Source organism: Streptomyces sp. NPDC008092 (assembly GCF_042957285.1).
GTDB lineage: Bacteria > Actinomycetota > Actinomycetes > Streptomycetales > Streptomycetaceae > Streptomyces.
The window spans coordinates 144,662-164,656 of the sequence record NZ_JBIBHY010000017.1 but is presented as its reverse complement, the minus strand read 5'-3'; the positions used below and the strand labels follow the sequence as shown (position 1 = coordinate 164,656).

The 19,995-nt window shown below is 72.8% G+C and carries 20 protein-coding genes; 4 read left to right on the top strand and 16 right to left on the bottom strand.

What is annotated here, in order from left to right; translation table 11 throughout:
- Window positions 1-120: 120 nt before the first annotated feature.
- The 3 genes from ACFZB3_RS41460 (at window position 121) to ACFZB3_RS41450 (ending at window position 3,382) form a co-directional block, all read left to right on the top strand.
- On the top strand, window positions 121-1,500 hold the full coding sequence (locus ACFZB3_RS41460) for a solute carrier family 23 protein (RefSeq protein ID WP_391386560.1): 1,380 nt from the start codon (window positions 121-123) through the stop codon (window positions 1,498-1,500).
- A 123-nt stretch (window positions 1,501-1,623) separates the two neighbouring features.
- Entirely contained in the window at window positions 1,624-2,358 is a 735-nt protein-coding gene (locus ACFZB3_RS41455) for a DUF5995 family protein (protein ID WP_391386557.1), read from the top strand.
- A gap of 94 nt (window positions 2,359-2,452) precedes the next feature.
- Window positions 2,453-3,382: a TIGR03619 family F420-dependent LLM class oxidoreductase gene (locus ACFZB3_RS41450; protein ID WP_391386554.1), complete on the top strand. Its 930-nt coding sequence runs from the start codon at window positions 2,453-2,455 to the stop codon at window positions 3,380-3,382.
- Between the two features lie 111 nt (window positions 3,383-3,493).
- Here the strand turns inward: ACFZB3_RS41450 and ACFZB3_RS41445 are convergent, their stop codons facing one another.
- From ACFZB3_RS41445 to ACFZB3_RS41400, 10 genes are all read right to left on the bottom strand, one after another.
- Window positions 3,494-5,206 (bottom strand): FAD-dependent oxidoreductase, encoded by a 1,713-nt coding sequence (locus tag ACFZB3_RS41445; protein ID WP_391386551.1) that lies wholly within the window; start codon window positions 5,204-5,206, stop codon window positions 3,494-3,496.
- Between the two features lie 53 nt (window positions 5,207-5,259).
- A complete protein-coding gene (locus tag ACFZB3_RS41440; RefSeq protein WP_391386549.1) occupies window positions 5,260-6,048 on the bottom strand; it encodes a nitrilase-related carbon-nitrogen hydrolase in 789 nt (262 codons plus the stop codon).
- 146 nt (window positions 6,049-6,194) lie between these two features.
- Window positions 6,195-6,581: a DUF742 domain-containing protein gene (locus ACFZB3_RS41435; RefSeq protein WP_391386546.1), complete on the bottom strand. Its 387-nt coding sequence runs from the start codon at window positions 6,579-6,581 to the stop codon at window positions 6,195-6,197.
- Window positions 6,582-6,588: 7 nt separating this feature from the next.
- The gene (locus ACFZB3_RS41430) at window positions 6,589-7,095 is read right to left on the bottom strand and encodes a roadblock/LC7 domain-containing protein (RefSeq protein ID WP_391386542.1); all 507 of its coding nucleotides are present in this window, start codon (window positions 7,093-7,095) and stop codon (window positions 6,589-6,591) included.
- Window positions 7,085-9,412, bottom strand: coding sequence for a nitrate- and nitrite sensing domain-containing protein (locus tag ACFZB3_RS41425; RefSeq protein WP_391386539.1), 2,328 nt, complete (start codon window positions 9,410-9,412; stop codon window positions 7,085-7,087). Before ACFZB3_RS41425 ends, ACFZB3_RS41430 begins: the two co-directional genes overlap by 11 nt.
- Window positions 9,413-9,510: 98 nt before the next feature.
- On the bottom strand, window positions 9,511-10,962 hold the full coding sequence (locus tag ACFZB3_RS41420; RefSeq protein ID WP_391386536.1) for an HAD-IA family hydrolase: 1,452 nt from the start codon (window positions 10,960-10,962) through the stop codon (window positions 9,511-9,513).
- A 45-nt stretch (window positions 10,963-11,007) separates the two neighbouring features.
- Window positions 11,008-12,072, bottom strand: a complete 1,065-nt coding sequence (locus tag ACFZB3_RS41415) for an ATP-binding cassette domain-containing protein (protein ID WP_391386533.1) — start codon at window positions 12,070-12,072, stop codon at window positions 11,008-11,010.
- 6 nt (window positions 12,073-12,078) lie between these two features.
- Complete coding sequence (locus tag ACFZB3_RS41410; protein ID WP_391386529.1) at window positions 12,079-12,897, bottom strand: ABC transporter permease subunit; 819 nt, start codon at window positions 12,895-12,897, stop codon at window positions 12,079-12,081.
- The gene (locus tag ACFZB3_RS41405) at window positions 12,882-13,781 is read right to left on the bottom strand and encodes an ABC transporter permease subunit (RefSeq protein WP_391386525.1); all 900 of its coding nucleotides are present in this window, start codon (window positions 13,779-13,781) and stop codon (window positions 12,882-12,884) included. Before ACFZB3_RS41405 ends, ACFZB3_RS41410 begins: the two co-directional genes overlap by 16 nt.
- Window positions 13,778-14,938 carry an extracellular solute-binding protein gene (locus ACFZB3_RS41400; RefSeq protein ID WP_391386523.1) on the bottom strand — a complete coding sequence of 387 codons (1,161 nt, stop codon included), beginning with the start codon at window positions 14,936-14,938 and terminating at the stop codon, window positions 13,778-13,780. Before ACFZB3_RS41400 ends, ACFZB3_RS41405 begins: the two co-directional genes overlap by 4 nt.
- Window positions 14,939-15,173: 235 nt before the next feature.
- Between ACFZB3_RS41400 and ACFZB3_RS41395 the strand changes: the two genes are divergently transcribed.
- Complete coding sequence (locus ACFZB3_RS41395) at window positions 15,174-15,914, top strand: UTRA domain-containing protein (protein WP_391386519.1); 741 nt, start codon at window positions 15,174-15,176, stop codon at window positions 15,912-15,914.
- 36 nt (window positions 15,915-15,950) lie between these two features.
- On the opposite strand, the gene ACFZB3_RS41390 is transcribed toward ACFZB3_RS41395, so the two are convergent.
- The 6 genes from ACFZB3_RS41390 to ACFZB3_RS41365 all read right to left on the bottom strand — a co-directional run bounded on the left by ACFZB3_RS41390 (window position 15,951) and on the right by ACFZB3_RS41365 (window position 19,992).
- Window positions 15,951-16,229: a cytochrome P450 gene (locus ACFZB3_RS41390; RefSeq protein WP_391386516.1), complete on the bottom strand. Its 279-nt coding sequence runs from the start codon at window positions 16,227-16,229 to the stop codon at window positions 15,951-15,953.
- Entirely contained in the window at window positions 16,156-16,560 is a 405-nt protein-coding gene (locus ACFZB3_RS41385; RefSeq protein WP_391386513.1) for a hypothetical protein, read from the bottom strand. Before ACFZB3_RS41385 ends, ACFZB3_RS41390 begins: the two co-directional genes overlap by 74 nt.
- A 254-nt stretch (window positions 16,561-16,814) precedes the next feature.
- Window positions 16,815-17,267: an Lrp/AsnC family transcriptional regulator gene (locus tag ACFZB3_RS41380; RefSeq protein WP_046726552.1), complete on the bottom strand. Its 453-nt coding sequence runs from the start codon at window positions 17,265-17,267 to the stop codon at window positions 16,815-16,817.
- A 138-nt stretch (window positions 17,268-17,405) separates the two neighbouring features.
- A complete protein-coding gene (locus ACFZB3_RS41375; RefSeq protein WP_391386510.1) occupies window positions 17,406-18,848 on the bottom strand; it encodes a GuaB1 family IMP dehydrogenase-related protein in 1,443 nt (480 codons plus the stop codon).
- A gap of 162 nt (window positions 18,849-19,010) precedes the next feature.
- A complete protein-coding gene (locus ACFZB3_RS41370; RefSeq protein WP_391386507.1) occupies window positions 19,011-19,322 on the bottom strand; it encodes a barstar family protein in 312 nt (103 codons plus the stop codon).
- Window position 19,323: 1 nt separating this feature from the next.
- Entirely contained in the window at window positions 19,324-19,992 is a 669-nt protein-coding gene (locus ACFZB3_RS41365; protein ID WP_391386503.1) for a prolyl oligopeptidase family serine peptidase, read from the bottom strand.
- Between the last annotated feature and the right edge of the window lie 3 nt (window positions 19,993-19,995).

Below are 19,995 nucleotides of genomic sequence, written 5' to 3'. Positions count from 1 at the left end.
TCAACCTGAAATCAGATATATGAACTCAGTTCATGAGTAGGACCGTGCGAGCGTAGGACCGCCAGGTAGCCGTGACAATGGTTCGGACCGTATTCACGTACAAGGAAAGCGAAGCCCACCATGGATCTCGGCGTGCGCTGGAAACTGCACGGCGACGGGCGCACGCCCGCGCCCGGAGCGGTGGTACGCCCCGACGAACGGCTCTCCTGGCCGCGGACGGTCGGGCTCGGCGCCCAGCACGTGGTGGCCATGTTCGGCGCCTCCTTCGTGGCGCCCGTCCTGATGGGCCTGAACCCCAACCTCGCGATCATGATGTCCGGCGTCGCGACCGTGCTCTTCCTGCTGGCGACGCGCGGCCGGGTGCCCAGCTACCTGGGCTGTTCGCTGTCCTTCGTCGGGGTGGCCGCCGTCATCCGCGCCCAGGGCGGCACCAGCGCCACCGTGACCGGCGCGGTCTTCGTCGTCGGCGCCGTGCTCTTCCTGATCGGGCTGGCCGTGCAGCGCTTCGGGGCGCGGATCATCCACGCCGCGATGCCGCCGATCGTCACCGGCGCGGTCGTGATGCTGATCGGGTTCAACCTCGCGCCGGTCACCGCCTCCACCTACTGGCCGCAGGACCAGTGGACGGCCCTGCTGGTGATGGCGTTCACCGGTCTGGCCGTCGTCTGTCTGCGTGGTTTCTGGTCACGCATCGCGATCTTCCTGGGCCTGCTCTTCGGGTACGCCCTCTCCTGGGCCCTCGACCGGATCTTCGGCCGGATCCACTCCATGAGCCCGAGCGGCAAGGTCACCGACCACTGGCGCCTGGACCTGTCCGGAGTGGGCAAGGCCGACTGGATCGGGCTGCCGTCCTTCCACGGCCCGTCCTTCCAGTGGTCCGCGATCCTCGTCGCCCTGCCCGTCGTCATCGCCCTGGTGGCCGAGAACACCGGGCACATCAAGGCCGTCGGCGAGATGACCGGCGACCCGCTCGACGACAGACTGGGCACGGCGATCTCGGCCGACGGCGTCGCCTCGATGCTCTCCACCGCCGTGGGCGGCCCGCCCAACACCACCTACTCCGAGAACATCGGCGTGATGGCCGCGACCCGCGTCTACTCCACCGCCGCCTACTGGGCCGCCGCCGGCTTCGCGCTGCTCTTCGGCGTCTGCCCCAAGTTCGGCGCGATCGTGGCCGCGATCCCGGGCGGGGTCCTCGGCGGCATCACGGTCATCCTCTACGGCATGATCGGCCTGCTCGGCGCCCAGATCTGGCTGCACGCCGAGGTCGACCTGCGCAATCCGCTGAACCTGGTCCCGGCCGCGGCCGGCATCATCATCGGTGTCGGCAACGTCAGCATGAAGTTCACCGACACCTTCTCGCTCAGCGGCATCGCCCTCGGCACCCTGGTCGTCATCGTCGGCTACCACACCCTGCGCGCCATGGCCCCGGCCCACCTCAAGGGCCAGGAACCGCTCCTCGACGAGGGCACCAGTTCCTACGACGACACCCGGCCGTAGCCACGCGGTCCCGCCTCCCGCACGGCGCGCTCCCCTTCCCGCACGGCGGGCCCGTTCCCCCGTTCCGGGGAAGCGCCGGGCCCGTCGGCACGCGCGCCGGGCCGGAGCTGGGACCCTTCCCCCATGGCGCAGTTGCACCACCCCACGCACCACCGCACGCTCCACCCCGCACACCACCCCGCGCACCACCGCACCGCTCCGGTCGGCACCGTCGTCACCCGGATGCGCGCCCTGGACGCGGACCTGCCGGAGCGGGACGGGATCGCCGTCTTCAACCGTGTGTACCTCGCCGTCACGGAGGAGGTCGAACGGCGCCTGGACGCGGGCCGGTTCACGGACCCCGGGGCCGCGGCCACCCTCGACGTGCGGTTCGCCGAGCGCTACCTGGCCGCCGTGGACACGGAGGCGGCGGGCCGCCGACCCCCGGCCTGCTGGCGGCCGTTGTTCCAGTTCCGCCGCCATCCCGGGGTGCGGCCACTGCAGTTCGCGCTGGCCGGCATCAACGCCCACATCGGACACGACCTGGCGCTGGCCGTGGTCGACGCCTGCCACACGCTCCGCTGCGAACCGGCCGACCTGGAGGACGAGTTCGACCGCGTCGGCGACCTGCTCGTCTCGCTGGAGGAACGCATCCGCGAGGACCTGATGCCGGGTCCCGACCTGCTCCAGATCGCCGACCCGCTGACCCATCTGCTCGGTTCCTGGAGCCTGGAGCGGGCCCGGGACGCGACCTGGGCGGCGGCCCGGGCACTGTGGGCGCTGCGCGGGTTCGAGGACGTGGCCGAGGAGTTCACCGAACGGCTGGACGCGGCCGTGGGCCTGGCCGGCCGGATGCTGCTCACGCCGCTGCGCGACTGAGTGGCCGGTTCCGATCGGCCGCGAGCCTCCGCCGGAATCCCCGGACCTCCGCCTTACGTTGACGGCTTGCACCCGACTGCAAAGGAGCACCGGCATGACCACCCGGCTCGGTTTCGGCCTTCCCCAGATGCGGCAGTACTCCCTCGGCACCGACGTCCCCGACGTGGCGCGGGCCGCCGAGCAGATCGGCTACGACAGCCTGTGGGTCTTCGAGCGGGCCCTGTTCCCGGAGCCCGCCACCCAGGGCCTTTACAACGTCCCGGGCCTCCCCTGGCCCGACGAGTACCGCGGTGTTGCCGAACCGCTGGTCACGCTGACCCTGGCCGCCGCGGCCACCGAGCGGGTGCGGCTGGGCAGCAGTGTCCTGGTGGCGCCGCTGCACAACCCCTTCCAACTGGCCAGGTCCCTGGGCACGCTGGACGCGGCGAGCGGCGGCCGGGTGCTGGCGGGCTTCGGCACGGGCTGGTCCCTCGACGAGTACGCGGCCGCCGGAATCCGGCCGTTCGAGGAGCGCGGCAAGGTGCTCGACGAGCTCATCGACGTGTGCCGGGCGGTGTGGGGCCCGGACCCGGTGCGCCACGACGGGGAGCTCACGAAGATCGCCTCGGCCGTGGTCGGTCCCAAGCCCGCCCGGCCGATCCCGATCCTGCTGGCGGCGTCCAACAAGAAGGCCCTGACCCGGCTGGTCGACCGCGCCGACGGCTGGCTGCCGGTGGGCATGGGCGCCGAGCAGCTCGCGGCGCAGTGGCAGGGGGTGCAGGACCTGGCCGCCGAACGCGGGCGGACGGAACCGCTCCAGACGGTGCTGCGGGTCAACGCCACGTACACGCCGAAGGCGTACGACGGCTCCGACCGCCGCCCCTTCCAGGGCAGCGTCGACCAGATCGTCGAGGACCTCGTGGCGCACGCGGCGGTCGGCCTGGAGGAGATCCTGGTCGACCTTGAGTCCACCCCGCGGGACGCCCAGGAGCTCAAGGACGTCGGCGCCGAGGTGTACGAGAAGGCTCGGGCGGCCGGGGTCTGAGCGGCCCGTCCTGCAGTCGCCCGTCTGCGGCGCCGTCGTGGCTGGTCGCGCAGTTCCTCCCCCAGCCTTCGGCCGGGGGCACGCCCAGCGCCCCTTACCGGGCGCTAGCGCTCAGTCCTCGGGGAGCTCCACCGGCGCGATCTCGTCGTAGACGTCGCCAGGGCCCGGGTTGGCCGCGTCGGTGGCTCCGCCGAAGTGGTGCATGACGCCCCAGACCGCGTTCAGCGCGGTCTGGACGGCGCCCTCGGCCCAGCCGGCCGTCCAGGAGATGTCGTCGCCGGCGAGGAAGATGCCCCGCTTGTCGGCGGGGAGCCGGTCCTGCATGAAGTGGGTGAACAGGCGCCGCTGGTAGCGGTAGTGGCCGGGCAGGTTGGCCTTGAACGCGCCCATGAAGTAGGGCTCGTTCTCCCAGGAGACGGTCACCGGGTTGCCGATGATGTGCTTGCGGATGTCGACGTTGGGATAGATCTCGCCGAGCGACTTCAGCATGACCTCCATCCGCTCGTGCGCGGACAGCGGCAGCCACTTCAGGCTGTCGTCGCACCAGGTGTAGGAGAGGCAGATGACGGCGGGCTTGTCCGGGCCGTCGTCGAGAAGGTAGGTGCCGCGGGTCATCCGGTCGGTGAGCGTCATCGACATGACGTCCCGGCCGGTCGGATTTCCCCTGTCGTCGACGGCCTTGTCCAGCCAGAAGGGCCGGTCGACGGGCACGAACAGCTTCGAGGACTCCATGTAGTGGGTGCGCTCGATCGCGGTCCAGTGGTCGATCGGGAAGAGCGAGTCGTCGCAGGCGATCTTGGAGAGCAGCATCCAGGACTGGGCGGTGAAGATCGCCGCCTGGTAGGTGCGGATGTCGCCGTCGGCGTCCGTGACCGTGATCCGGTTGCCGGTGGTGCGGTGCAGCCGGGTCACGGCGGGGCGGGGCTCGCCGTTCTCGTGCAGCTTCGCGAGCGACGTCCCGTACGCCCAGTGCACGATCTTCTCCGGCTCGCGCTCCCAGAGCCGCAGCGGCAGCTGCTGGGAGCCGCCGACGATGCCGCGGTGGTGGTCGTCGGCCTCGGTGTAGACGACCCGCAGGATCTCCAGGATGGAGTTGGGGAAGTCGGTGTCCCAGCCGCCGGTGCCGAAGCCGACCTGGCCGAAGATCTCGCGGTGCCGGAAGGACCTGAAGGCCTCGGAGTCGCAGAGGAAGCCGTAGAAGGTCTGGTTGTCGAGCTTCTCGACCAGCTTCGCCCAGATCTCGCGGATGCGCGGCACGTCCCGCTCCCGCATCGCGCGGTTCATGTCGGAGAAGTCGGCGCCCTCGTCCAGGCACTTGTTCCAGGCGGCGGCGACGTCCCGGTAGACCTGCGGGAGGTCGTCGGCCGTCTCGGCGTAGTGCGACTCGCCCTTGAGGTCGACGACGGTCGAGGGGGTCGCCTCCGCGAGGGGGTTGGGGAAGGGCCGGGTCTCCAGGTCCACCAGGTCGATGTAGTGCTGGAGGGCGGTGGAGGAGGGCGGGAAGCGCATCGCGCCCATCTCGGCGGTCAGCGAGGGGTCGCAGCCCTCGAAGCCCACGGTCCGCAGCCGGCCGCCGATCTCGTCGGCCTCGTAGACGACCGGCTTCAGGCCCATCTTCATCAGCTCGTACGCGGCCACGATGCCGGACAGCCCGCCGCCGATGACGGCGACCTCGGTGCCGTGCCCGGTCGCCGGGATCTGGCCGAGGCCCGCCGGGTGGGCGAGGAAGTCGTCGTAGGCGTAGGGGAAGTCCGGGCCGAACATGGTGATCGGCGGCTGCTGCTCGTCGGCGTGCTCGACGGCGTTGGGCACCGTGGACGTCATGGGGTACGGACTCCTTGCGAAAAGCGAAAGGGGGTGAGGAGGAGCGGGGGAGGTCAGGCCAGGGACCCGTAGAGGCCGGGGCGGCGGTCCTTCAGGTATGGGTTCGCCTCCCGGGAGGCGGCGAGGAGGGCCGGGTCGACGTCGGCGAGGACCAGCTCCTCGCCGCGGCCGGCCCGGGCGCGGGCGACCCCGTCGGGTCCGGCCAGCGCGGAGAGCCCGAAGAACTCGAACTCGCCTTCCGGGCCCACGCGGTTGGCGTAGGCGACGTACATCTGGTTCTCCCAGGCCCGCACCGGGACCAGGGACTCGGCGACGATCTCGAACGGGTGCATGTTCGCCGTCGGGACGAGCAGCAGGTCGGTGCCGGCCAGGGCGTGGGCGCGGACCAGCTCGGGGAACTCCACGTCGTAGCAGATCATGATGCCGACGGTGAGGCCGTTCAGCTCCGCCTGGACGACGGGCTGGTCGCCCGGGGTGAAGTGGTCCCGCTCGAAGCCGCCGAAGAGGTGGGACTTGCGGTAGTTCGCGAGCCGGGTGCCGTCCGCGGAGATCAGCTGGGCGGAGTTGTGGACCCGGTCGCCGTCGCGCTCCGGGTAGCCGTAGGTGATCGCCAGGCCGTGCCGGTGGGCCAGCTCGGCGACGGCGTCCGCGCTGTCGCCGTCGGCGGGCTCGGCGAGGCGGGCGATGTCGTCGCCGATCGCGTAGCCGCTGAGGAACATCTCGGGGGCGACGAGCAGCGCGGCGCCCGCGGCGGCGGCCCGGCCGGCGGCCTCGTCGAGCACCTTGAGGTTCTCGACGGTGGAGCCGGGTCGGCCGGAGCTCTGGAGCAGGGCGGTGCGCATGCGGGTCCTCACCGGGTACGGAAGGAGGTCTGGGGTCAGTTAGACCGTACGGTCGGCGGGCCGGACCGGACAAGGAGGAGCCGTTGCGCGTGGCCGCGCGGTTCGTTGCGTGAGACGGGGGTCCGGTGGCGATTCGTTGCGCGGGGTCACAGCTCGCGCAGCCGCTCCACGATCACCTTCAGCAGCTCGGGGTCGGCGGCGGACCCGGCCGGTGCCAGGCGGCGCGGCTCCTCGATGGCGACCAGTCCGTCCTCGGCGAGATCGGCGAGCAGCACCCGTACGACCGTGAGCGGCAGGTCGGCGTCCGCGGCGAGCTCGACGACGGGGCGGGCCCCGCGGCGCACCAGGGCGAGCAGCGCGGCGCGGGCATGGTCGACCGCCGGCCGGCCCGCGTCCGCCCCCATGTCCACGGCTGTGACCTGGGACATCAGGTCGATGGTGTGCTTGCCGGCGGGCTCGGTACGGCCCCGGGTCACGGTGTAGGGGCGGACCAGGGAGCCGGTCTCGTCCTCGTACCAGTGCTCGTCGCTCACCGCAGGGTCAGGGGGTCGAGCGGGCGGCGGCGTCGAGGTGCCGGCCGAGGCGGCGGACGAGCAGGGCCATCTCGTGGGCGAGCTGGCCGACGTCGGTGCGGACGTCGCTGAGGACGGCGAGCCGGCTGCCGTGCCCGGCCGGGGTGACGAAGAGGTAGGCCTCGTCGAGCATCACCATGGTCTGCCGCACCTCGCCTGCGCCGAACCGGTCGCCCGCCGAGCGGGCCAGGCTGTGGAAGCCGGAGCAGACGGCCGCGAGGTGCTCGATGTCGCGCCGCCGCATCCCGTCGGAGTGGCTGAGCGGCAGCCCGTCCGCGGTGAGCAGCACGGCCTGCCGGACGTGGTCGGTCCGGGCGACGAGATCGTCGAGCAGCCAGCCGAGGTCGCTGCCGGGCCGGGCGCCGGGCTCGGAGCCGGGGGCGGCCGTGGTGCCGGAGCCGGGGGCGGCCGTGGTGCCGGAGCCGGGGGCGGCCGTGGTGCCGGGCGGCTGGGGCTGCTGGTCGTCACTGGTCATCGTCGGCACGGGTCCCTTTCTCGGTGTGGTTCGGCTCCTCGGGGCCGGTCGGCAGTCCTCGGCGTCCTCGGTCCAGGCCGCGCTGGAAGGCTCCGAAGACCGCCCGCATCTCGTCGGCGTCCAGGTCACGTGCCTCGCCGGGGGCCTGCTCGGTGCGCAGTCCGGGGGCGAGGGAGGCCTGGCGGGTACGGGTGGGCAGGGCCGGGGGCGGAGGTTCCGTGCCGGGGGCGGAGGTCCGGGACCGGCCCGGCCCGGACGGCGAGAGCACACCGACCGCCGACGCGGGCCTGCCTCCGCGTTCCTCCGCGGACGACGTTCGCGCCGGCTCCGCCGCCGACGGCGATCGCCCTCCGTCCGCCGCGGACGACGGCCGTCCGCCGCGTTCGCCGTCCCGCCGGGCGCCCTCCGGCTCCACCTCGGCCAGCACCGCGCCCGGCAGCAGCACCACCGCCGTCGTCCCCCCGTACGGCGACCCCCGCAGGGTCACCTCGATGCCGTGCCGGGCGGCCAGGCGGCCCACGACGTAGAGGCCGAGGCGGTCGTGGCGGGTCGGGTCGAAGGCGTCGGGGTCGGTGAGGGTGCGGCGGGCCCCGGAGAGCTGGTCCGCGTCGAGGCCGAGGCCCCGGTCGTCGATCTCCAGGGTGAAGCCGTGGCCGACCCGGCCGCTGCGCAGGGTCACCTGGGTGTGCGGCGGCGAGAACACCGTGGCGTTCTCCAGCAGCTCGGCGAGCAGGTGCACGACATCGGCGACCGCGTCCGCCGCCACGCCCACCTCGGGCATCGGCGGCACCACGACCCGCGGGTAGTCCTCGATCTCGCCGACCGCCGAGGACACCACGTCGGCGATCGGCACGGGCCGCCGCCAGCGCCGTCCGGGGGTCGCGCCGGAGAGGATGATCAGGCTCTCCGCGTGCCGGCGCATCCGGGTGGTGAGGTGGTCGATGCGGAACAGTTCGCCGAGGACGGCGGGGTCGTCGGTGCGCCGTTCCAGGGTGTCGACGAGTTTCAGCTGGCGGTGGACGAGCGCCTGGTTGCGGCGGGCGATGTTGAGGAGGACCGCGAACAGGCCCCGCCGCAGCGTGGCCTGCCGGACCGCGGCCTCGACGGCGGCCAGCCGCGCCCGGTTGAACGACCGTCCGACGTCGCCGATCTCGTCGTTCCCGGCCTCCCCGGCGGCCAGCGGCGGCGCCTCGGTGACCGCGTCCACGTCCTCACCGGCGCTCAACCGCTCCATCAGGGCGGGCAGCTGGCGTGCGGTCAGCAGGTCGGCCGCGTCCCGCAGGTTCTCCAGGCGGCGCGAGATGCGGCGCGCCCCGCGGACCGCGAACCACAGCGACAGGCCCACCGCCGCGAGCCCGACCGCGCCGACGACGGCCGCCTTGGCCAGCTCCCGGTAGGCGAAGGCCCGGCCACGGGCGGCGGAGTTCTCGGCGGAGTGCGTGCACAGCAGCATGTACTGCCTGACGGCCCGGTCGGTGGTCGACCGCCAGGTGCCCGCGGCGACGGCCGCACCGGCCCGGTCCGCGCCCGCCCGCAGCAGCGCGTCCTCGCCGCGCGTCAGCGAGCCGTACAGCGCGCCGCGCTGGAACGTCTCGAACAGTTCCCGGGAGTCCGACGGCAGGTCGGGGACGTAGGTCCGCTGGAAGACCCGCCGGTCCTCGATGGTCGCGGTGAGGGTGCCGTACTGCGCGTCGGTGAGCCGGCCGGCCGCCCGTGCCCCGGCGACCAGGGCGTCCTCGCGCGAGACGAACTCCCTGACCCGCACCAGCTCGACGACGACCTGGGACTCCCGGGCCAGCTGTCCGGCCTGGAGCGCGGTGAGGGTGGACTCGACGTCGAAGCCCGGCTCCACCAGGGCGCTGTAGCCGGCGACGGCACCGTCCCAGGTGATCTTCCGGGACAGCACCTGCCCGCGCAGCTTCTCCAGCCCGCCGGTGGCGGTGACCATCGCGTCGAGCGCCTCGCGCTGCCGGTCGCTGAGGCGCCCGCGGTCGCCGTCCCGGACCGCCTCCCGCATGGCGTCCACCGCCCGGTCGGTGTGCCGTTGCTGGGCGAGCAGGCCGGCGGCGGCCGCCGGGTCCGGGCGGGCGCCCAGGTAGGCCGCCGACAGCCGCCGTTCGATCTGGATCTGCCCGACGGCGGTGTCGACGGGGGTGCCGAAGTCGTCGTACACCCCCTGGAGCCGGATCAGCGCGCGTAGCTCGGCGGTGACGGACACCATGGCGAAGCTCCACAGGGCCGTCAGTGCGACGGCCGGGGCGAGCGCGAGCGCCACGATCCGCGCACGGACGGTGGTGGGACGGCCGGGCCAGCGCATGGGTTACCTACCGGTGTTACCAGTCAGTAAGGGGGGAGGCCCGCACAACTTACGGGATCGTCACCCCGACCGCAATGGTTGCCCCGGGTAACCCCTGGTTACGGCTCGACGGCGAACGTGGTGACGACGGCCGCGTGGTCGGACGGCCAGTCGTTGCCCGCGACTTCGGGCCAGGGCGCCGGGGTGCCGGTGACCCAGGTCCGGGAGTCGAGTACGCGCAGCCCCCTGTGCAGCACGTAGTCGATCCGGTCCTGCGGTTCGGGCCGCCCGCTGCCGTCCTCGTGGACGGGGTGGATCGGCGACCAGGTGTGGCCGGGCGCGGCGGCCGGGTCGGGGTGCGCCTCGCGGTAGGAGTCGCGGAACCCGGCGTCCTCGGCGGCCTTGGTCACCGGCCAGCCGACCTCGGCCCAGTCCAGGTGGGACGGGCAGTTGAAGTCCCCGACCAGCACCACGGGCACGCCTCCGTCCCCGATCCGGCGCAGGGCCTCCTCCATCTGCCCGAGACGCACCTCCTCGTGGGCGATCAGCTCGTCGGCGCCGAGCCCGTCGAAGTGGAACTCGTAGGGCCCGTACGGCGTGTAGTGCAGGTGCGCGGTCCAGATCTCCACCTCGCGGCCGGGGCGGACGGCGATCCGCACCCCGGCGGCGCCGTAGAAGCCGACGTCCGGGTCGCCGAGGCGGACGGTGATCGGGTACCGGCTGATGATCCCGAGGTTCTCGCCCGCCGTGTGGTGGTGCCAGCCGAGGGCCTCGGCGAGTTCCCGCGCGCTGGTCCCGGCGGTCTCCTGGAGGCCGACGACGTCCGCGCCCGCGTCCATGACCGCCTTGACCTGCTTGGCGCGGTGGTCGTCGATCCGGCCGCCGCCGAGCCACAGGTTCCAGGACATCACCCGGAGTTCCGGTGCGGCCATCTCGCTCAGCTCCTTCGGGGTGACCCCGACCAGCGTGTCACGGACGGTCCGGCCGGGCGCGCCGCCGATCGGGGCGAGCGAGGGCACGGCCAGGACGGCGCATCCGGCGGCCTCGGCGGAGGCGACCCCGGTCTCGGTGTCCTCGACCGCGACGCAGGCGGCCGGGTCGACGCCGAGGGCGCGGCAGGCGGCCAGGTACGGGTCGGGGGCCGGCTTGGTGCGGCCGGTGTCGTCGGCGGTGACGGAGGCGGCGAACCGGCCGGCGCCGAGGGCGTCGAGGACGAGGTCGGCGACCGCGCGTGGGGACGCGGTGACCAGGGCGGTGGGAACGCCGGCCGCGGCCAGCGCGTCCAGCAGGTCGAGGGCGCCGGGGCGGGGCACGATGCCGGTGCGGACGCGGTCCGCGAACTCCCGGTGCAGCCCGGCCGCCAGAACCCCGGCCGGGCGGCCGGTGGCCGTGGCGAGCCAGCCGGCGGTGTGCTCCACCGGCCGGCCGAGCACCTCGGGTTCGTCGGCCTCGGTGAGCGGCCGCCCGGCGACCTGTTCCACCGCCTCCCACCACAGTCGCTCGGTGTCGACGAGCGTTCCGTCCATGTCGAACAGGACGGCCTGGAGCGGGAGTCGTGGGTGGGGGGTCACGTTGTAGTCATTCCTCACGTGGGGGGGGCGGGACTTCGGGAAGGGTTACTTCTGGACGCGTGGCGCCACGAGCACCGGCCGCTCGGGCAGGGACACGGTCACCGCGGATCCGGCACCCAGTTCGGCGGCGTCGTGTGCGGGCAGGTCGGCCTTGGCCTCGGTGCCGTCGGCGAGCCGTACGGTGACCCGGACGACCGCGCCCAGGAAGGCGGTGGCGACGACGGTGGCCGTACCGGCGCCGTCCGCGCGCACCTGGACCGCCTCGGGACGCACGAGCACGTCGACCTCGCCCGCGCCCGGTGCCTGCCCGTCGGCCGGCAGCCGCTGCCCGAGCACCTCGACCGTGCCGTCCTTGACCGTCCCCGGGATCCGGCTCATCGTGCCGACGAACTCGGCGACGAAGGCGGTGGCCGGACGGCCGTACAGCTCGGCGGGCTCGGCGCACTGTTCGAGCCGCCCGGCGCGCATCACGGCGACCCGGTCGGCGATGGACAGCGCCTCCTCCTGGTCGTGCGTCACGAACAGGGTGGTGATGCCGAGTTCCTGCTGGAGCCGGCGGATCTCCTCACGGAGCGACAGCCGGACCTTGGCGTCGAGGGCCGACAGCGGCTCGTCGAGGAGGAGCACGCGGGGACGCAGGGCGAGCGCGCGGGCGAGCGCGATGCGCTGCTGCTGGCCGCCGGAGAGCTGGTGCGGGAACCGCTCCCCCTTGTCGCCGAGCCCGACGAGCTCCAGCAACTCGGCGGCGCGAGCACGCCGTTCGGACGTGCGCACCTTGCGCATGCGCAGCCCGAAGGCCACGTTGTCGACGGCGTTGAGATGCGGGAAGAGGCTGTACGACTGGAAGACCATCCCGGCGTCACGGCGGTGCGCCGGGACGTGGGTGACGTCCTCGCCGTCCACCAGGACGGCGCCGGAGTCGGGGTGTTCGAAGCCGGCGAGCATGCGCAGCGCGGTGGTCTTGCCGCAGCCGGACGGGCCGAGCAGCGCCAGGAACTCGCCCGGCTGCACGGTCAGGTCGAGTCCGTCGAGGGCGACGGTGGCGCCGAACTCGCGCCGCAGCGACCGGAACTCGACGGTCGCGGCCTTCTCAAGGGTGGCGGTGGTCATGGTGTGTCATCCCCGGGAGGAAGCGGTTCGGTCACGGCCGCCGGCACCGGCGAGCGCGAGGAGCAGGGCCCAGGTCACCAGGAGACTGAGCACGGAGACGGCGACGGACATCTGGGCCTGTGAGCCGCCGACGTTGTAGATCCACACGGCGAAGGGCTGGTAGCCCAGCAGCGAGGCGACCGTGAACTCGCCCAGCACCAGGGCCAGGGTGAGGAAGGCCGCGTTGAGCAGCGCCCCGCGGAGGTTCGGCAGCACGGCCCGGACAAGGGCCTGCGGCCAGTTGGCGCCGCAGCTGCGGGCGGCCTCGACGAGGGTGCGCACGTCGATCGCGCGCAGCCCGGCGTCCAGCGCCCGGTAGACGAAGGGCAGCGCCATCACGACGTACGCGAGGACCAGGACGACCGGGAAGGTCGGGTTCTGGATGGCGACGAAGGTCTCGAACAGCGGGGTCCTGGAGAGGTAGTCCGGGCCCCACTTGAGCACGGTCGCGATGCCGGCGACGAACGCGATCGGCGGCACCACCAGCGGCAGCGAGCAGAGGATCTCGACGACCGGGCGCAGCCTGGGCGCGCTCAGCCGCAGGGCGACCATGGCGGGCACCATCAGCAGCAGCACGACGGCGATGGTGGCGACGGCCAGTTCCAGCGAGAGCACCAGGCTGGAGAGGAAGCCGTCGGCGGACAGGATCTGGGAGTAGGCGTCGAAGGTGACGCCCTGGCCGGGCACGTCGACCGTGAAGACGACGGAGGCGCCCAGCGGGACCAGGAAGTAGAGGGCGGCAAGGCCTAGGACGGCCCAGCGCCAGGGGGTCAGGCGTCGAGCCATCGGGCGCTCCGTCGTTGCAGGGGCAGGTACAGGGCCATGACCACGCCGGCCACCAGCACCATGTCCAGGCTCAGGGCGAGGGCCACGTTCTCCTGGCCGACCAGGACGTTGCCGGAGATGGCGTCGGCGATCTGGAGGGTGACCAGCGGGACCGCGCTGCCGACCATCGCGGCGGCGGTGGCGTAGGCGGCGAAGGCGCTGCCGAAGAGCAGCACGAGTCCGCCGAGCAGCGAGGGCGCGAGGACCGGCAGGGCCACGAACCGCCAGTACTGCACGCCGGTGGCGCCGTTGTTGCGGGCCGCCTCCCGCCACTGCGTCCGCAGCCCGTCCAGGGCCGGGGTGATGGTGAGGACCATCAGCGGGATCAGGAAGTACAGGTAGACGAGGACCAGGCCCCAGAAGCTGTAGAGGTTCCAGCCGTGGTCCGTGAGGTGCAGGTGTGTGGTCAGCACACCGGCGTTGCCGAGGGTCGCGACGAACGCGAACGCCAGCGGCACACCGCCGAAGTTGGCGAGCACCCCGGAGGCCGTGAGCACGGCCTCGCGCAGCGCCCGGGAGCGCGAGCTGACGACGGCCTGCGCGAGCGGCAGGCCGAGGACGGCGGCGATGAGGGCGGAGAGCGCGGACAGCTTGACGCTGCCGACGAGGGCGGTGAGGTAGGGCCCCTGGAGGGAGTCCGTGAGGTTCCGCCCGGTGTACGAGGACACCCCGCTCGTCGGGTCCTTGACGGTGAAGGCGCCGTTCAGCATGGCGATGGCCGGCAGCCCGAAGGCGACGGCGGTGAAGACGAGGAGCGGGACGACGGCGAGCCAGCCGGGGGCGCGGCGCCGCCGCTTCTGGGAAGCGGCGGACGCCACGTCGGCCCGCGTGAGCGTGGCCGTCATCCGGAGACGGCCTTCGACCAGCCCGTCGCGAGGACCGTCTTGGCCTTGTCCTGCTGGGCCTCGGTCGGGAAGGCCGGCGTGCCGGTGACCGCGGGGAGCTTGGCGGCGGCGGTCTTGTCCAGCGTGCCGGCCTTGTCCATGGAGGTCATCAGGACCGGGCGGGCGTAGCCCTTGAGCCACAGGTTCTGGCCCTCGGTGCTGTACAGGTACTCCTGCCACAGGCGGGCGGCCGCCGGGTGCGGGGCGTCCTTGTTGATGGCCTGCGAGTAGTACTGGGCGTACTGCCCGTCGCTCGGGATGGTGACCTTCCAGTCGACGCCCTTGGACTTGAACTCGTCGGCGTAACCGGCGTTCAGGTAGTCCCAGTCGATGGAGATGGGCGTCTCGCCCTTCTCGACGGTGGCCGGGGTGGACTCGACGGGCGTGTAGTTGCCGTTCTTCTTCAGCTTGGCGAAGAAGTCGAGGCCGGGCTGGATGTCGTCGAAGGAGCCCTTGTTGGCGAGCGCGGCCGCGTAGACGCCGCCGAACGCCGAACCGGACTTGGTCGGGTTGCCGTTGAGGGCGACCTGGCCCTTGTACTCCGGCTTGAGCAGGTCGGCGAAGGTGGTCGGGCAGGTCTTGACCCGCTTCGCGTCGCAGCCGATGGAGATGTAGCCGCCGTAGTCGTTGTACCAGCGGGCCTGCGGGTCCGCCTGGCCCGTGGGGATGTCGGAGTACGAGGTCACCTTGTACGGCGCGAGCAGCCCCTGCTGGGCGGCGCTGAGCGCGAAGGAGGAGCCGAGGTCGAGCACGTCCGGCGCGCGGTCCTGGCCCTTGCGCGAGGTCACCGCGGTGATCTCGTCCTGGCTGGAGCCGTCGGGGCTCTCGTCCTCGATCTTGATGCCGTACTTCTTCTTGAAGCCGTCGATGATGGCGCCGTAGTTCGCCCAGTCGCGGGGCACCGCGATGATGTGCAGCGTGCCCTCCTTCTTGGCGGCGGCGACCAGCTTGTCCATGCCGCCGAAGTCGGCGGCGGAGGTGGCGGTGGCGGCGTTCTTGCCGTCGGAGGTGGTGGACGACGTGTTGTCGGGGGCGGCGCCGCAGGCGCTGAGGGCAAGCGCGGCTACGGCGGCGAGGGAGCCGCCGAGGAGGGCGGTTCTCGGCAGGGACACGGTCACGGTCTCTCCAGGAGTACACACGAGGGTGGGTGGCGCTGTGGCCGGCGCCGGACGAACTTGTCTGAACAAGTTGGCCCCAGTACGCCCGGCGCGGGTGTCGGGAATGTGAACACCGCATAAACCATGGACCCCAATTCCCTGCACAGTCCTGGCCGGTTCGGGGCTGACACGAATCACCCAGGAGCGTCGATTACCCTGGTCACGCTGTGCACAGCCGCCTACTCAGAGGGGAAGCATGACGGCGCGACACGAGGAGATCGCCGACGAGCTGCGGCGCGCCATCGACCGCGAGGAGTACACCGTCGGCAGCCGGCTGCCCTCGGAGACCGAACTCGCCGCCGAGTACGGCGTCTCCCGCGGCACGGTCCGCCAGGCGGTCGCCGCGCTCACCTCCGAGGGACTGATCGGCTCCCGCCAGGGCGCCCGCCGGGTGGTCCTGGCCAGCCGCCGCAGCCAGAGCTTCGCGGAGCTGCGCAGCTTCGCGCAGTGGGCGAAGGCGATGGGCCGCGAGGCGACCGGCCACGTGGTCTCCCAGGAGTACCGCCCCGCCGCGCAGGAGGACGCCGTCCGCCTGCAACTCCCCGCGGGGACACCGGTGTTGCACGTGCTCCGGGTGCGCGGCCTGGACGGCGAGCCGGTGTTGCTGGAGCGGACGGTGTACGCGGACTGGATCTCCCCGGCGGTCGAGGCGATAGAGCCCGAGTGCCCGTCCGTCACCCAACGGCTGTACGAGGAGACCGGGTTGGTCTTCGCGTACGGCGAGCACGTGATCGACGCGGTGGCGGCCGGGGCGCAGGACGCGGAGCTGCTCGGCATCCGCCGCACGAGCCCGCTGCTGCGGGTGCGGCGCGTGACGACGACGCGGGAGGGCCGGCCGGTGGAGTGGTCGGACGACCGCTACCGCTCGGACGCGGTGAGCTTCAGCGTGCACAACTCCATCGGCAACAACGCCCTGGCCAGGAAGACCGCGGAGTAGGGGCGGCCCGGGACCGCGGAGCACGGGGGACCCGGCTCACGCGTGCCGCCGCACCTGCACCGGAAGGGACTTGAGGCCGTTGGTGAAGCTGGAGCGCACCCGGCGGACGGGCCCGTCGGCGTGCAGGGTCACCCCGTGCGCCAGGAGTTCCTCGAACACCACCCGGATCTCCACCCGGGCCAGGCGCTCGCCCGGGCAGCGGTGCGGGCCGCCGCGGCCGAAGGCGATGTGCGGGTCGGGGTCACGGCTGACGTCGAAGCGGTGGAGGTCGGCGAAGACCTCCTCGTCCCGGTCGGCCGAGGTGTAGCAGACCACGGCCTTCTCCCCCCGCCCGGATCCGGCAGCCGCGCAGCTCGGTGTCCCGGCTCGCGGTACGGCGGAAGTGGTGCAGCGGGGTGGTCCAGCGCAGCACCTCCTCGACCGCGGCGTCCAGCAGCAGGTCGAGTCCGTTCGCCGGCTCCGGCGAGTAGGCGTGCAGGCCCTGCGGCAGCGGGCTGCCGTCCGGACACAGCAGGCAGAACTCCAGCTCCAGGGCGGCCCGGACGTCGTACCCGAGCCCGGCCAGGTGGTCCAGGACCCGGCGCAGTACCGCACGGGGCGAGGTGGCCGAGAGCGCGCCGTCGCGGCCGTGCACGTCGGACAGCACCTGCCCCGCCCCGGCCGCCAGGGCAGCGGCCGGTGGGGGGCCGGGTCCGGTACGGCGCAGGCGTCCGGGTAGCCGCGGCCGGCGGCGGCCTCGGGGTAGCGGGCCGCGGGTATCCGCCTGCCCTGCCCCCGGCCGTAGGGGTCGGACCAGGCGACCTCGACCTCGCGCAGGGAGCCGTCGGCGAGCGCCGCGGCCGGCGAACGCCCCGGCAGCCCCGCCGGAGACACCGCAGACACCGCAGCGGGGCGTCCGGCTCAGCCCGGCGCGCCCGACGAGAAGCGCCGCAGCAGCGGGGACAGCACCAGCACCGACTTGGTCCGCTCCACGAACGGCTCCCCCGCGATCCGCTCCAGCACCCTCTCGAAGTGCCGCATGTCGGAGGCGAAGACCTGCACGACCGCGTCGGCCTCGCCGGTGACCGTCGACGCGGCCACCACCTCCTGGTACCGCTCCAGGCCCCGCTGGATGGTCTCCGGGGACGTGTTGCGGCGGCAGTAGATCTCGACGAACCCCTCGGTCTCCCAGCCGAGGGCCGCCGGGTCGACCCGTACGGTGAATCCGGTGATCGCCCCGGTGGCGCGCAGCCGGTCCACGCGCCGTTTGACGGCGGGCGCCGACAGGCCGACCAGTTGCCCGATGTCCGCGTAGGAGCGGCGGGCGTCCTCGGCGAGGGCGTGCACGATGCGTTCGTCGAGATCGTTCAGCAAGGGGTCGTTCAGCTCTCAGATGGTGCAGGGCGGGACCGGCAGTAGCCGTATACGAAGTAGAACACGAGCCCGACGGTCATCCGGACAGCACGGCCTGCGAGCCCGTCAGGGGCGCCGGGGACACCCCCGGCGCAGCGCCTAGCTCCAACTGGCGTGCAGCGGCTTCCCCTCCGCGTACCCCGCCGCACTCTGGATCCCGACGATGGCCTTCTCCGCGAACTCCTCCAGCGAGCCGGCACCGGCATAGGTGCACGACGACCGCACGCCCGCGATGATCGAGTCGATCAGGTCCTCCACGCCCGGCCGGGCCGGGTCCAGGAACATCCGGGACGTGGAGATGCCCTCCTCGAAGAGCGCCTTGCGGGCCCGGTCGTAGGCCGACTCGTCCGACGTGCGGTTGCGCACCGCCCGCGCGGAGGCCATGCCGAAGGACTCCTTGTACAGCCGCCCGTCGGCGTCCTGCTGCAGGTCGCCCGGCGACTCGTAGGTGCCCGCGAACCAGGAGCCGACCATCACGTTGGACGCACCGGCGGCCAGCGCCATGGCGACGTCGCGGGGGTGCCGGACACCGCCGTCAGCCCAGACGTGCTTGCCGTACGTGCGCGCCTCGGCGGCGCACTCCAGGACCGCGGAGAACTGCGGGCGGCCGACGCCGGTCATCATGCGGGTGGTGCACATGGCGCCGGGGCCCACGCCGACCTTGATGATGTCCGCGCCCGCGTCGACGAGGTCCTTGACCCCTTCCGCGGAGACGATGTTGCCGGCCGCGATCGGGACCTGCGGGTCGAGGCCGCGGACCAGCCTGATCGCGTTGATCATCGACTCTTGGTGGCCGTGCGCGGTGTCGATGACGAGCGTGTCCACACCCGCGTCGAGCAGCTGCTTGGCCTTGTCCGCGAAGTCCCCGTTGATGCCTACGGCGGCGGCGATGCGCAGCCGGCCGTGCGCGTCGGTCGCCGGGGTGTACAGGGTGGCGCGCAGGGCTCCCTTGCGGGTGAGGATGCCGGCGAGCTTGCCGTCCCGGTCGACCGCCGGGGCGTAGCGGCGGTTGGCGCCGTCCAGCTTGTTGAAGGCCTCGCGGGGGTCGATGTCCGCGTCGAGCAGCAGCAGGTCGCGGGACATGACCTCGGCGAGCTGGGTGAAGCGGTCGACGCCGGTGAGGTCCCGGTCGGTGACGACGCCGACGGGGCGGCCGTCCTCGTCGACTACGACACCCGCGTTGTGCGCCCGCTTCGGCAGCAGGGCCAGCGCGTCGGCGACGGTCTGGTGCGGGGCCAGCACGATCGGGGTGTCGAGGACCAGGTGGCGGCTCTTGACCCAGGTGATGACGTCGGTGACCACGTCGATCGGGATGTCCTGCGGGATCACGACGAGTCCGCCCCGGCGGGCCACCGTCTCGGCCATCCGCCGGCCCGCGATCGCGGTCATGTTGGCGACGACCAGCGGGATGGTGGTGCCCGTGCCGTCCGGCGAGCCGAGGTCCACGCCCTGACGCGAGCCGACCGCGGATCGGCTCGGCACCATGAAGACGTCGTCGTACGTCAGGTCGTACGCGGGCTGGATGTCATTGAGGAATCGCACGTGCCGCACATCCCGGTCGATCAGAGGTGACCCCCGGACCGGCCGGCCAGAGGGAAAAGCACGTACTTCATTCTCCCATGCCGACCGGCGCGCCATGCCCGGGACGAACGTCCAGGCAGGTCAGAGCCTGTTTGGACGAACCTACAGGGGCGAGGGCCGGGTTCACCGAAGGGCGAGGGCGACGGTCAGCGCGGGTTCGTCGGCGGACGCGTCGGCGAACGCCTGCCGGGCGGTCTCCCACTCGTCCGGTCTGCTCCGCGCGTACCCCTGCCAGCCGGTGACGACGATCAGGAGTCCGCGGTCGACGGCCTCCGGCGGCCACACCGAGGGGTCGCGGAGGCTGTCGGTGAGCGCGTCCCAGTTGCGCCCGAACCAGTCGGGCAGGTCCAGGGCGGAGGCGGTCCGGTCCATGAGTGCGGCCTTGTCGGTGACGCCGGCGAGGTCGAGCACGACCGGATACGGGCTCGTCGTCATCTCAGCGGCGTCCCGGCGAGGTGGCGGGGGCGGTCTGCTCGGCGAGCCAGGACGCCGCCGAGCGGGTCCAGGCCGAGGCCTCTCCCGCGCCGTGGGCGAGGCCCAGGCTGTGCGGGCCGTGCGGGTAGACGTGCACCGTGTGGGGCACGTCGTGGGCGGCCAGGGCCGTCGCCAGGCGGTAGGTGTGCTCGGGCCACACGTACGGGTCCTCGGCCGTGTGCCAGAGGAAGAACGGGGGCGCCGACGGGGTCACCAGTGCGTCGAGCGAGGTGGCCCGGCGCAGCTCCGGCGAGGCGTCCTCGCCCAGCAGGACGATCCGGGACGGCCGGTAGGTCTCGGTCTCCATCGAGGTGATCGCGTAGCCGAGCACGGCGAACTGCACCGCGGACCGCACGTCGCCGTCCGCCGCCAGGGCGGCCAGCCCCGCGAGGTGCCCGCCCGCCGAGAACCCCACGAGCCCGATCCGGTCGGCCCCCGCGGCACGCAGGCGCCGGATCTCGGCGCGCAGCGCTTCGAGGGGCGCCGGATGCCGGACCCCGAGGGGGTACCGGAAGACACTCGCCTCGATGCCCAGCCCCAGCCCGGTGAGCCACTCGGCCACCGGCTCGGCCTCGTGCTCGGCGTACTGCACGTAGCCGCCGCCCGGCAGCACGATCACATGCGCGGACATCGG

What these genes read in the sequence shown, in the direction of transcription:
- ACFZB3_RS41460 (WP_391386560.1), top strand. Translation starts at nt 121, where the DNA reads ATGGATCTCGGCGTGCGCTGGAAACTGCACGGCGACGGGCGCACGCCC.
- ACFZB3_RS41455 (WP_391386557.1), top strand. Translation starts at nt 1,624, where the DNA reads ATGGCGCAGTTGCACCACCCCACGCACCACCGCACGCTCCACCCCGCA.
- ACFZB3_RS41450 (WP_391386554.1), top strand. Translation starts at nt 2,453, where the DNA reads ATGACCACCCGGCTCGGTTTCGGCCTTCCCCAGATGCGGCAGTACTCC.
- ACFZB3_RS41445 (WP_391386551.1), bottom strand. Translation starts at nt 5,206, where the DNA reads ATGACGTCCACGGTGCCCAACGCCGTCGAGCACGCCGACGAGCAGCAG.
- ACFZB3_RS41440 (WP_391386549.1), bottom strand. Translation starts at nt 6,048, where the DNA reads ATGCGCACCGCCCTGCTCCAGAGCTCCGGCCGACCCGGCTCCACCGTC.
- ACFZB3_RS41430 (WP_391386542.1), bottom strand. Translation starts at nt 7,095, where the DNA reads ATGACCAGTGACGACCAGCAGCCCCAGCCGCCCGGCACCACGGCCGCC.
- ACFZB3_RS41425 (WP_391386539.1), bottom strand. Translation starts at nt 9,412, where the DNA reads ATGCGCTGGCCCGGCCGTCCCACCACCGTCCGTGCGCGGATCGTGGCG.
- ACFZB3_RS41415 (WP_391386533.1), bottom strand. Translation starts at nt 12,072, where the DNA reads ATGACCACCGCCACCCTTGAGAAGGCCGCGACCGTCGAGTTCCGGTCG.
- ACFZB3_RS41410 (WP_391386529.1), bottom strand. Translation starts at nt 12,897, where the DNA reads ATGGCTCGACGCCTGACCCCCTGGCGCTGGGCCGTCCTAGGCCTTGCC.
- ACFZB3_RS41405 (WP_391386525.1), bottom strand. Translation starts at nt 13,781, where the DNA reads ATGACGGCCACGCTCACGCGGGCCGACGTGGCGTCCGCCGCTTCCCAG.
- ACFZB3_RS41395 (WP_391386519.1), top strand. Translation starts at nt 15,174, where the DNA reads ATGACGGCGCGACACGAGGAGATCGCCGACGAGCTGCGGCGCGCCATC.
- ACFZB3_RS41370 (WP_391386507.1), bottom strand. Translation starts at nt 19,322, where the DNA reads ATGACGACGAGCCCGTATCCGGTCGTGCTCGACCTCGCCGGCGTCACC.
- ACFZB3_RS41365 (WP_391386503.1), bottom strand. Translation starts at nt 19,992, where the DNA reads ATGTCCGCGCATGTGATCGTGCTGCCGGGCGGCGGCTACGTGCAGTAC.